Origin of the sequence: Lactobacillus delbrueckii subsp. delbrueckii DSM 20074 = JCM 1012, from assembly GCF_001433875.1 — a bacterium.
Taxonomy (GTDB): Bacteria; Bacillota; Bacilli; order Lactobacillales; family Lactobacillaceae; genus Lactobacillus; species Lactobacillus delbrueckii.
On sequence record NZ_AZCR01000013.1, the window covers coordinates 23,803 to 34,168 of the forward strand.

Annotated in this window: 9 protein-coding genes and 2 pseudogenes; 8 read left to right on the top strand and 3 right to left on the bottom strand. The window is 51.5% G+C overall.

Annotation, left to right across the window (positions count from 1 at the left end):
* Positions 1-93: 93 nt before the first annotated feature.
* Complete coding sequence (locus tag FD23_RS03515; RefSeq protein ID WP_025895591.1) at positions 94-1,176, top strand: membrane protein; 1,083 nt, start codon at positions 94-96, stop codon at positions 1,174-1,176.
* A gap of 211 nt (positions 1,177-1,387) precedes the next feature.
* Here the strand turns inward: FD23_RS03515 and FD23_RS03520 are convergent, their stop codons facing one another.
* Positions 1,388-2,773, bottom strand: a complete 1,386-nt coding sequence (locus FD23_RS03520; protein WP_052933760.1) for an NAD-dependent succinate-semialdehyde dehydrogenase — start codon at positions 2,771-2,773, stop codon at positions 1,388-1,390.
* A gap of 258 nt (positions 2,774-3,031) precedes the next feature.
* On the opposite strand from FD23_RS03520, the pseudogene FD23_RS03525 reads away from it, so the two are divergent.
* Positions 3,032-3,703: pseudogene (locus tag FD23_RS03525) on the top strand (type 1 glutamine amidotransferase).
* Positions 3,704-3,707: 4 nt separating this feature from the next.
* Positions 3,708-4,208 (top strand): nucleoside 2-deoxyribosyltransferase, encoded by a 501-nt coding sequence (locus FD23_RS03530; RefSeq protein ID WP_044880493.1) that lies wholly within the window; start codon positions 3,708-3,710, stop codon positions 4,206-4,208.
* Positions 4,209-4,225: 17 nt separating this feature from the next.
* Here the strand turns inward: FD23_RS03530 and FD23_RS03535 are convergent, their stop codons facing one another.
* Together FD23_RS03535 and FD23_RS03540 are read right to left on the bottom strand one after the other, a co-directional pair.
* Positions 4,226-5,110: a helix-turn-helix domain-containing protein gene (locus tag FD23_RS03535; protein WP_025895593.1), complete on the bottom strand. Its 885-nt coding sequence runs from the start codon at positions 5,108-5,110 to the stop codon at positions 4,226-4,228.
* 2 nt (positions 5,111-5,112) lie between these two features.
* Positions 5,113-5,916 (bottom strand): alpha/beta hydrolase, encoded by an 804-nt coding sequence (locus FD23_RS03540; protein WP_013440121.1) that lies wholly within the window; start codon positions 5,914-5,916, stop codon positions 5,113-5,115.
* Between the two features lie 206 nt (positions 5,917-6,122).
* Between FD23_RS03540 and FD23_RS03545 the strand changes: the two genes are divergently transcribed.
* The 5 genes and pseudogenes from FD23_RS03545 to FD23_RS03565 form a co-directional block, all read left to right on the top strand.
* Complete coding sequence (locus tag FD23_RS03545) at positions 6,123-6,716, top strand: TVP38/TMEM64 family protein (protein WP_025895594.1); 594 nt, start codon at positions 6,123-6,125, stop codon at positions 6,714-6,716.
* Positions 6,716-7,210 (top strand): GNAT family N-acetyltransferase, encoded by a 495-nt coding sequence (locus FD23_RS03550; RefSeq protein WP_025895595.1) that lies wholly within the window; start codon positions 6,716-6,718, stop codon positions 7,208-7,210. Before FD23_RS03545 ends, FD23_RS03550 begins: the two co-directional genes overlap by 1 nt.
* Before the next feature lie 243 nt (positions 7,211-7,453).
* Positions 7,454-8,761: a serine--tRNA ligase gene (gene serS, locus FD23_RS03555; protein WP_025895596.1), complete on the top strand. Its 1,308-nt coding sequence runs from the start codon at positions 7,454-7,456 to the stop codon at positions 8,759-8,761.
* A gap of 156 nt (positions 8,762-8,917) precedes the next feature.
* A complete protein-coding gene (locus FD23_RS03560; RefSeq protein ID WP_230844899.1) occupies positions 8,918-9,268 on the top strand; it encodes an RNA polymerase sigma factor in 351 nt (116 codons plus the stop codon).
* Between the two features lie 144 nt (positions 9,269-9,412).
* Positions 9,413-10,144 (top strand): annotated as a pseudogene (locus FD23_RS03565) (RsiV family protein); the annotation flags it as partial.
* Between the last annotated feature and the right edge of the window lie 222 nt (positions 10,145-10,366).

The window sequence follows — 10,366 nt, forward strand, 5'->3', positions numbered from 1 at the left end:
TTAAGAACCCGTCATCTTTGGCGGGTTCTTTTTTGTCTCCGGAAGGAAAATGTTATAATGTGGAAAAAGAAACACTAGCAAAGGACGATTACTATGAAAAAGTGTCCCAACTGTGGCCAGGCTCTGACTGGCCAGGAAAAGGCCTGCCCGAACTGTGGATTCAATGTGGAAAAATACCGCCGCGACTACTTTACGGAAGAAGCAGTAGAAGAAAATGTTGAAAGAAGAGAAGCTAAGCGGGAAGAAGCTGACCGGTCTTTAGAAAAAGAGGCAGTTGACAAGCTCAGCCGGTCCGCCTACCAGCAAAAGCAGGAACGGAATGCCTTTACCGGCAACCCAACCGCGGAAAAAATGCTCCAGTGGATGAGAGACAACACCACGATCGCCTTCTTGGTCGGCGTGGGTCTTTTGATCATCATGAGCTTCTCCCGGCCCCTGGGCTGGACGGTTTTTTCCGTCTCCATGGCTCTACTCATCTGGATCGGCCACCGGGACTCCCAGGGCGAATACACGGCTGACCGGAACTTGACTGAATATATCCGGAACGGGGCTTCTAAAGTCTTCAATGCCTTTGACGACAAGGAAAGCGAAATTGAAGAGAAGAGTGAAGACTTCACTCAGGCCCACCCGAAATTTGAAGCCAAGGTGGAAAAGGTGAAAAAGAAGACCAAGAAGCCCCGGAACTTCGGCATCATCCAGCTCTCTATCATCTTGACCAGTTTGATCACCCTGGTCCTGCTTTTCCTGGGGACAGGCTTCGTGACCTCCAGCAGCAAGCTGACCGTGGCCAGCGTCTTCTTTGAAGTCGCCAACCGGCAGATCGCGGCGGGTAAGATCGTTCCCGCCTTGATTCTCTACCTCTTCCTGGCCATCTTCCTGCTCTTGCCAGTCTTCATCATGCTGGCCGTCAGCCAGAATACCCGGGTCTCCCGGGTCCGGGCCTTTGCCTTGTCCCTGGTCGAAAGCCTGGTCTTGATCTACCTCTTTTACCAATTGGCCCAGACAACTAGCGCGGCCAGCTACTTAAGCCAGGCTGTTTCCAGCTTGAAGAGCTATGCCGTGGCCATCGGCATTTCCGGCTACCTCTTGATCCTGGTCAGTTGCCTAACCACGGTTTTGGCCGGTATCAACATGTTCCAGCCAATGGTCAAGCCCGGGCAAAATAGTGAAGAATAGTTTTTTGCAGACAAAAAGGCTGCTGGTCTGAGTGACCAGCGGCCTTTTCTTGGTATTTTCTACTTGGAGATTCGTGAAAAATAAAAACTTAAAAGTTAAGAATTAAGCAGCAAAAACTAGTACAAAAGAAACACTAAAAAGTAGGTAATGTAATAAAGATTAAAGAAAAAGTAAAGGTAAGTGTAGTTGAAAGAGATTGAGTTACATCTGCTTATTGCTGGTTTTGGTCAGTAAAGTCGATCACCAGGTGTTCATTGACGAAGGCGTCCAGGCCCAAAGGACTGAGTTCGCGGCCGTAGCCGGACTTTTTGACCCCGCCGAATGGCAGGCTGCCGTCAGTAATCCAGCGGCCGTTGATGACCGTCATCCCGGTTTCAATCTGGCTGGCGACTTCTTCAGCGTGCTTGATATCGCTGGAGATGACGGATGAACCCAGCCCGTAGCTGGAGTCGTTGGCTAAGGCAATGGCTTCGGCTTCGTCTTTAACCTTGTAGACCACGCAGACTGGCCCGAACATTTCTTGGTCAAACATTGGGTTGTCCTTAGTCATGTCGGTCAGAATAATTGGCCGGCTGAAGGCGCCTGGAGCATCAATTTCCGGGTACTCGTAGTAGACCTTGGCTCCGCCGGCAACTGCCGCTTCCACCTGCTTGGCCAGCTTTTCCTTGGCGGCTTGGGAGCTCATCGGCGGCAGGGTAGTGGAGTCTTCCAGCGGGTCGCCCCACTTAAGGCCGGAGTAAATCTCCTTCATGTCTGCCAGGACTTCTTCATAGCGGTCAGCCAAAACGATCATCCGCTTGGATGAGGTGCAGACCTGGCCGTTGTTGTAGGTGCGGGCGTCGCTCAAGGCTGCCTTTAAAACTGCCGGGTCAGCATCGCTCAAGACGATAAAGGCGTCGTTGCCGCCCAGTTCCATGGTGGACTTCTTCAAGTTCTTTCCGGCGTTTTCGGCTACGGAAGCCCCGCCTCTTTCAGACCCGGTCAAGGCGACACCTTGTACCCGCGGATCAGCGATGACCTGGTCTAGCTGGCTGTAGCTGAGGTAGAGGTTGAGCAAACTGCCTTCCGGCGCCCCGCCGCTTTTGACGATCTTGGCCGCCAGGGCAGCAGAGCTTGGTACATTGTGGGCGTGCTTGAGCAGCATCGGGTTGCCGACGACAAAGTTCGGAGCAAAGACCCGGATGACCTGGTAAAGAGGGAAGTTCCATGGTTCGCAGGCCATGATTACCCCGGTGGCCTGCTTTAAGTAGTAGGCGCGCCCGTATGGGTTAGGCAGGTCGACCGGCTTTAAAAGCTCCGGGCCGTGGTCGGCGTAGTAGTTGAGGATGCCGATGCAGATTTCAACTTCTTCCTTGGCTTCGCTGAGCTTCTTGCCCATTTCCAGGGTCATGGTCTTGGCCATTTCTTCTTCCTTTTCCTGGAACTTGGCCGCGATGTCCTTCAAAATGGCTGCCCGGCTGCTTGGCTCTTCATGCCGCCACTTCTTGTAGAGGGCGTGGGCTAAGGCCAGAGATTCTTCAATCTGCTGGTCAGTCGGGTTTTCGTAGCTGGCGAAGACTTCATTGGTATATGGGTTCACTGATTCGTATTTTGCCATAGCTGTTTTCTTCATCCTTTCGAATTAAAAGTTGATCAGACCGGCTTTTACCGCCAATCTAGTGCAAGATTCACAAATATCCCTTTCTCTAGTATAAACCGGTTTCTGATTTTTGATATAGCTAAAGGGTGAAATAATTTTATTATTTGAAGGAATATTTTAACGGCAATTTTTTCAAAGCTTTTGGTAAAGATTTCCCGTTTAATGAAAAAATCCAGTGAGCATGGTAAAATATTTAAAAATTGAAAGGACGAGATTATGCGGATCAACGTTTTGCAGCACACCCCGAATGAGGGGCCAGGGGCCATCAAGTCCTGGGCCGAAGACCGGGGCAATAAAGTCTATGTATACCATCCGGAAACTTTCGGCATCTTCCCGAAAGCTGATGAAACTGACATGTTGGTCGTTTTGGGCGGGCCGATGAGTCCGGGCGATGACCTGCCCTGGCTGGAAGAAGAGCGGCAATTGATCAAGGACTGCCTCAAGCAACACCTGCCGATTCTGGGCATCTGCCTGGGCGCCCAGCAAATTGCCATCTGCTTAGGCAGCAGCGTGCACCCGGCGGCCCACAAGGAAGTCGGCTGGGCTCCGGTCTACAAGCAAAATGACGCTATTGCCGGTTTGCCAGACAAGCTCCTGGCCCTGCACTGGCACTAGGACATGTTTGAAATGCCGGCTGAAAGCCACCTGCTTTATTCCAGCGACCTCTTGGCCAACCAGGGCTTTTTGGTCAATGGCAACGTGATCGGCCTGCAGTTTCACTTAGAGCCTTTGGCTGACAATGTCCGCGAAATCGTCATCAATGACGGCGCCTACGCTGAAAGCGGCAATGACTTACACCAGACTCCGGCTGAGATTCTGGCCCAGCATTTGCCAAGCGCCAACAAGCGCGCCATTTACACCATGTTAGATTATTTAAGCGTCCACTAGGAGGATTCATGACGGCAACAGCACGTATTTATTAGGTTCATCTTTTCACCGTGACCACCATCAAGCCCGGGCCAAGCAGGTCCGCGAATACTTGGCGGCCAACCCGACGGTTGAACATGTCCACTTTCCCTTTGACCAGCAGGTAACCGACCCGGCTGAAGGCCCGAATGTCGGCTTTGGCGACGAACGCAGCCTGCTTTGGAAGCAGCAGACCTACCAAAACGACATCAACGGCCTGTCCATGGCCAACTGCGGGGTCTTCCTCTACGACATGGATGAACTGGATGACGGCTGCGCCTTTGAAATCGGCTTTTTGCGGGCGCAGAACAAGCCGGTCATCATCGTGCCTTTCACTAACCAGCCGGAAAAGAAGCCAATCATGAACTTGATGCTGTCTGAAGGGGCAACTGCTTTTATCAAGGGTGACCAGGAACTGGAACTCTTAAAGACTTACGACTTTAACAACTGCCCATGCCGGCCGCTGACTGGCTACGGCACTATTTAAGGCAAAAAAATAAACGGTCAATCTCGCGATTGACCGTTTTCGTATGCTTTCTCTTCAAGTTCTTTAAGGAGCTTGCCGCCTTCTTTGAGGATGACCTCGTTTTTGTTCAGGCGGGCGAAGGCCAGGGAGTCATGCAAGTGCTCCAGTGCAGTATTTAGGGACCGCTTCTGGGCCAAGTCGTCCAGAGCCAGCTGGTAAACGACCCGGGCTAAAAAGTAGACCACATGGTGGCTCGATGCCAGTTCGTAGGCGTAGTTGAGCAGGTCGTCAGCCTGCTTGTACTGGCCGTTTTGTCCATAGAATTCACCGGCTGCCGTCAATATGGACATGACCTGGAGTTCTCTTAGGCTGTCCTTAATTTCGACTTTCTTGATCTGGGCCAGGATCTGGTCAAAGTAGTGAGAGGCCTTGTCCATGTCCTGGCTGACGTAAACCTGGCTGCAGCCCTTAAGGGCCAAGAGGCGGTAGATGTTGTCGGCCTTGAGGTTGTCCGTCGTCAAGATATTGTTGAAATAGAAGAGGGCTGAAACATCGTTGTGGTCCCCGTCCAGGGCCAGCTGCCCGCAGAGGTAGTTGTAGTGCAGAAGGTCCTGCTTGTCGCGGATCTTTTTCTCATTGACCTGCTTGAGGATCTTGCGGACCTGGTCATAGTCGTAGGTGATAAAGTAGAAGTCCGCAGAAAAAAGCTTCTGGGCAATTTCACTTTCCGTGCTGGTCAGCATGATGTCGGATAAAGAGATGTTCATCCGCTCGCAGAGCTGCTTGAGGATCTTGAAAGAGGGGATTTGCCCGTTGTTTTCGAACTTGCTTAGGGTTGACTGGGTGCAGATCCCGTTGCAGAGCTCATTTTGGGAGAGTTTGAGTGACTTGCGGATTTTGATGAATTTTTCAATGTTTATCATGGCTATTCGCTTCTTGTTTTCAGACTGAGGGCATAGTTGAGATAGGTCATGCTTTCCCGGAGATATTCCCGGCCGTAGTCCATGGCGTGGCCGTGGCCGGGGATGATTTCCAGGTCAACCTGGTGGCCACGGCCGGCCAGGCGGCCGGCAAAGTCAGTAACGCCGGCCAGGTCGGTTAGTTCAGCCGCGGAATTCAGCATGAGCAGGCGGCCCAACTTGGTGTAGTCGTAGCTCTGAGCGTCCAGGTCGGCCAAAAGGTCGGAGTCTTCACTGCCGGCATAGGTCAAGACGAAGTACTTGTAAAAGGCTTCATTGATGGCCTGCTGCTTGGTCAAGCCCAGTTCTTCTTTAGCATTGACTGATGGCTTGACCTCCTGGTGGTTGGCCAGCCAGCTGCTGAAGTCGACCGGGGCTGACCAGGTGACGGTTGGAAAGCCGTACATGCCGGCCACCTTCAAAGCCAGGGTGCCGCCGCTGCTGGCTCCGATCTGGACGATATTGTTTTCATCGCCTTCGTCGGTGTAGTTTGAAGCTAAAAGCCAGGCCGCGAAGTTGAGGGCATCCTCGTGGGCAGCCGGGAAGTGGTTCGCTGGAGCCAGCCGGTAGTCGGGCACAAAGGTCATGAAGCCGGCGTTGGCCAGGTCGATGGCTACGTCCCTAATGTTTTCCTTGCTCCCCCGGAACCAGCCGCCGCCGTGCCAGAAGATGAGGATTTTTGTCTGTGAGTCGGTATCGTTGGGATAGTAGATGTCGGTCTTGAGACCGTGCTTAAGGTCATAAGCAATATTGTTAACAGTCACAACCATAATCTCATTTTTCCTTTCTGATCTGATTTGAATTCTGATCTTTGCTTTTAACTTAATTATATACTCAAAGCAATAATTTCTGCTTGTCTTTTGGCTTTTTTGCAAGGAACTTGGATAAGTTTGGGTAAAGCTTGAAGCAAACTGGTGGGGCTGTCGGAGGCTTTTTGCTAAAATTATCCTGGAATTGTTTTTAGGGGGAAAAGACCATGAGTTACGAACAAAGCCGCAAGCTGATCAACCGGCTGACCATTATTTCAACCATCGTGATCATTGGCCTCTGCATCTACTGGTACCAGCGGGGGATTTTTACCAGCCAGGCCAAGATGAGCGCCTATCTGGCTGACAAAAAGATCCTCGGCCCCTTCATCTTTGTCTTGATCCAGATCATCCAGGTTGTGATCCCGATTATCCCCGGCGGGGTCTCCCTTTTGGCCGGGGTCGTCTTCTTCGGCGCCGGGCCCGGTTTTATCTACAACTATATCGGGATCGTCATCGGCTCCTTGATCAACTTCTTCCTGGCCCGCTACTACGGCAAGTCCTTCATCTTGCACATCGTGTCAGAAGAGAGCTTGGAGAAGTATACCAAGTGGACTAAGAACCAAAAGAAGTTCAACTGGTTCTTCGCCATCTGCATCCTGGCCCCGGTTGCTCCGGATGACCTGCTCTGCCTTTTAGCGGGTTTAACGGAGATGAAGCCCTGGACCTACTTCTGGATTATTGTTCTCTGCAAGCCTTGGACTATCGCGGCCTACAGCCTGGGCCTGGTCTACGGGGCCCGCTGGATCATGAGGCTGATGTGATGGAGAGTGAGCGGATATATTTGCGGCCGGTCGGGCCGGAAGATGCTGAGCTGCTTTTGTCTTGGGGGCAGGACCCCTATTACCAGAAGACGGCAGGCTTTGCCCATTACCGGAATCTGCCAGAAGCTGAAGAAGGGGCCTTGGCCTACCAGCAGCGGCCGGCCAGTTACATGATTTGCTTGAAAAAGGGCCAGGCGATCGGTCTGCTGGAGCTGTACCCCCGGGATGGCCAGTCCCGGGAGCTGGGCTTTTTACTGGATAAAAAGTACCAGGGGCAGGGCTACATGACTGAAAGCATCAACTGCCTCTTAGGGGAGGCTTTTAAAGATCCGGAGATCAAGGAAATCTGGGCCGGCTGCCGGGCAAACAATTTGCGGCCCCAGCATTTATTGCAAAAGCTGGGCTTTCGGCAGATGTATGAAGTCGATTACCGGCAAATTCCGCCTTTTTTGGATTTTTCAGCCAAGTATTATTTGCTAAAACGGAGCGAATAGCATAGAATAGAGACAAACACGAAATCCCTAGACTGCCGACAGAGAGTCCGTGTATGCTGAGAGCGGACGGCGGTCGCTTCCAGATTTCATTAGTGTGGGCAACTAATCATTGCACGGCCGGGCACCGTTAACGCTCAACTGAGTGCGGCTCTTTGAGCCGAAACTGGGTGGTACCGCGAACCGTGCGCCGATTCGTCCCAAGACTGGGACGGACCGGTTTTTTTATTTTTTTGGAGGTTATATATGCTGGATATTAAGGTCATTCGCGAGAATCTTGACTGGGCCAAGGAAAAGTTGGCAACTCGGGGCATCAAGCCTGAGCAATTGGATGAACTGGTAGCTATCGACGCCAAGCGCCGGGAAGCTATGGTGCAATGTGAAAAATTGAGGGCAGAAAGAAACGAAGTTTCAAAGAAGATTGCTGCCGCCAAGCGGGAAAAGGCAGACGCCAGTGAAGCCATCGCCAACATGCGTGAAGTCGGCGCCAAGATCAAGGAATTGGACCAGGAAGTTGACGAATTGCAGGAAAAGCAAGAATACATCCTGCTCCGTTTGCCAAACTTCCCGGCTGACTCAGACCCAATTGGCCCTGACGAAAGCTACAACGAAGAAGTCCGCCGCTGGAACGAACCAACCAAGTTTGACTACCAGCCAAAGGCTCACTGGGACCTGGGCACTGACCTGAACATCCTGGACTGGGATGCGGCAAGCAAGGTTTCCGCAGCCCGCTTCGTTTACTACAAGGGTGCCGGCGCTTTGCTGGAACGGGCAGTTTACAACTTCTTCCTGGATGAAAACACCAGCGAAGGCTACACTGAAGTCATCACCCCATCCTTGGTCAACAATGACTCAATGCAAGGGACTGGCCAATTCCCGAAGTTTACGGAAGACGTCTACACTATTGTTGACAACGACGACCCGGAAGTAGCCCGGAACCTGACTTTGATTCCAACTGCTGAAGTTCCTTTGGTCAACTACTTCAGAGGTGACATCATTGATGGCAAGAAACTGCCAATCAATGTGACTGCCTTGTCACCAGCCTTCAGAAGTGAAGCTGGTTCAGCTGGCCGCGACACCCGGGGCCTGATCCGGATGCACGAATTCCGCAAGGTGGAAATGGTCAAGGTGGTTAAGCCAGAAGACTCCTGGAAGGAACTGGAAAACCTGACCCACAACGCTGAACACCTGCTGCAAAAGCTGGGTCTGCCATACCGGGTTGTAGCCTTGTCAACCGGGGATGCATCCTTCACCAGTGCCAAGACTTACGACTTGGAAGTCTGGATGCCAGCCCAGGACACTTACCGGGAAATCTCATCCTGCTCCAACTGTACTGACTTCCAGGCCCGCCGGGCACAAATCCGTTACCGTGACGAAGACGGCAAGGTTAAGCTGCCCCACACTTTGAATGGGTCAGGCCTGGCCGTCGGCCGGACGGTTGCCGCTATTTTGGAAAACTACCAAAACGAAGACGGCACGGTTACCGTACCAGAAGCTTTGCGTCCATACATGCACGGCATGACCAAGATCACGCCAGAAGTTAAGTGGCACTAGTGCTAAAGGAACTCCGCGGAGGGGTTCCTTTTTGCGTGGAAAATTTTTCTAAAAAACTTTTTGCAAAAGTGTAACCTTTCAGCTCCCTTAGGTGTCTATTAGGGTAGAGGAGATGAGGGCCTCGAAAAGCAAAAAGTAAAAGGACGGAAAAAGACAGTGAGAGAAACTGAAATCATCAGTCAGTTCTTCGCCAGAGGCGAAGATGCGCTCACTTCAGTCCAGAGTGAATATGGGGTATACTGCTCAACGATTGCCCGCAACATCTTGCGGGATAAGGAGGACGTTGAGGAGTGCCTGAACGATACTTGGCTGAAAGCCTGGAACACGATTCCGCCGAAGCGGCCGCAGAGCCTCTTGGCCTACCTGGGGCGCGTCACGCGCAACGGAGCCTTGAACATGGTCCGCGACCAAAACCGGCAGAAACGAGCTGGGGATCAATATACCACTTTGCTGGATTGGAGAGTTATCCGGCGCGGTCCAGGGGCAGGCAGAGCTGGAAGGGATTGAGAGCAGCGCTTTGACGGAGATCATCAATGATTTTCTGGCAGGCCTGCCAAAAGAAAAAAGAATTATTTTTGTTCAGCGGTATTTTTACATGGATGCTATCAGCGATATTGCGGCAGCTAACGGGATGACCGTGTCGGCTGTCAAGGTATCATTATTGCGGCTGCTTTCAGCGTGGCTTTGCCAAACACGAGTTCGCAGGTGGCTAATGCCATGCAGAACTTGCCAGTTGTGGGGAACTACTTCAAGCTGGTGACCTTCCGTGATTACCACTATGAAAGCCGCAAGCATTCAGCCGATATTTCTGTTGATAAAGTTGCTGTCAGCGGGGTAACCGGACCGGCAACCAAGGAGGCCAAGAAGAGCAGCCAGGCAGTCAACCGGGAAATTGCCCAGGAAACTGACCGTTTGACCAAGGAATTCAAGGCATCTCTGAAGAAGGGCGGCTATGGTTCTTTGACGTTCAAGATCAAGCAAGTGACTAACAACCGCTACTGGTACGTGGTCAAGCTGACAGCCGTGCAAACGCAAGCTGACAGCGGGGAAAGTATACGCTACTACGTCTTCAGCAAGGCCAGCGGCAAGCAGGTCAAGCTGGGGGACTTGTTCAAGAGCGGCAGCAACTACCAAAAGGCCATCAGCCAGAACATCATTAAGCAGATGAAGCAGGAAATGAAGGCTGACAAGAACAAGAGCTACTTCCTCAAGGAAAATGGCAATCCGGACGGCTTCAGCCAGATCAAGAAGAAGCAGCAGTTCTACATCAACAAGAAGAACCAGGTGGTTATCGTCTTCAACCAAGGTGAAGTTGGCCCAATGTCCATGGGCAGCCAGAGCTTTGTTTTGCCAAACAAGCTGGTTGCCAAACTGCAGAGATAAAAATACAGAGATTTGAAGAATGTAGAGTGCAGAGAGAAAAGAAAAAACTGGGAAAAAAGAGTATGATGGAGTGAAGAAAATGGTGACTTAGGTCGCCATTTTTCTTTTGCTCAGCTTCTTTTGCCGATTTTTAGAAAAAATCGGTTCAGTATAAATTCTTGTGTAAATAGAAAATAGGCAACAAAAAAAGAAGGGTTGTCCCTTACAATGTTAATAACGACA

Excerpts from the sequence above, each read along its gene's own strand:
- FD23_RS03550 (WP_025895595.1), top strand. The coding sequence starts at position 6,716 with ATGGAGAGTGAGCGGATATATTTGCGGCCGGTCGGGCCGGAAGATGCT.
- FD23_RS03535 (WP_025895593.1), bottom strand. The coding sequence starts at position 5,110 with ATGATAAACATTGAAAAATTCATCAAAATCCGCAAGTCACTCAAACTC.
- FD23_RS03515 (WP_025895591.1), top strand. The coding sequence starts at position 94 with ATGAAAAAGTGTCCCAACTGTGGCCAGGCTCTGACTGGCCAGGAAAAG.
- FD23_RS03545 (WP_025895594.1), top strand. The coding sequence starts at position 6,123 with ATGAGTTACGAACAAAGCCGCAAGCTGATCAACCGGCTGACCATTATT.
- serS (WP_025895596.1), top strand. The coding sequence starts at position 7,454 with ATGCTGGATATTAAGGTCATTCGCGAGAATCTTGACTGGGCCAAGGAA.
- FD23_RS03540 (WP_013440121.1), bottom strand. The coding sequence starts at position 5,916 with ATGGTTGTGACTGTTAACAATATTGCTTATGACCTTAAGCACGGTCTC.
- FD23_RS03520 (WP_052933760.1), bottom strand. The coding sequence starts at position 2,773 with ATGGCAAAATACGAATCAGTGAACCCATATACCAATGAAGTCTTCGCC.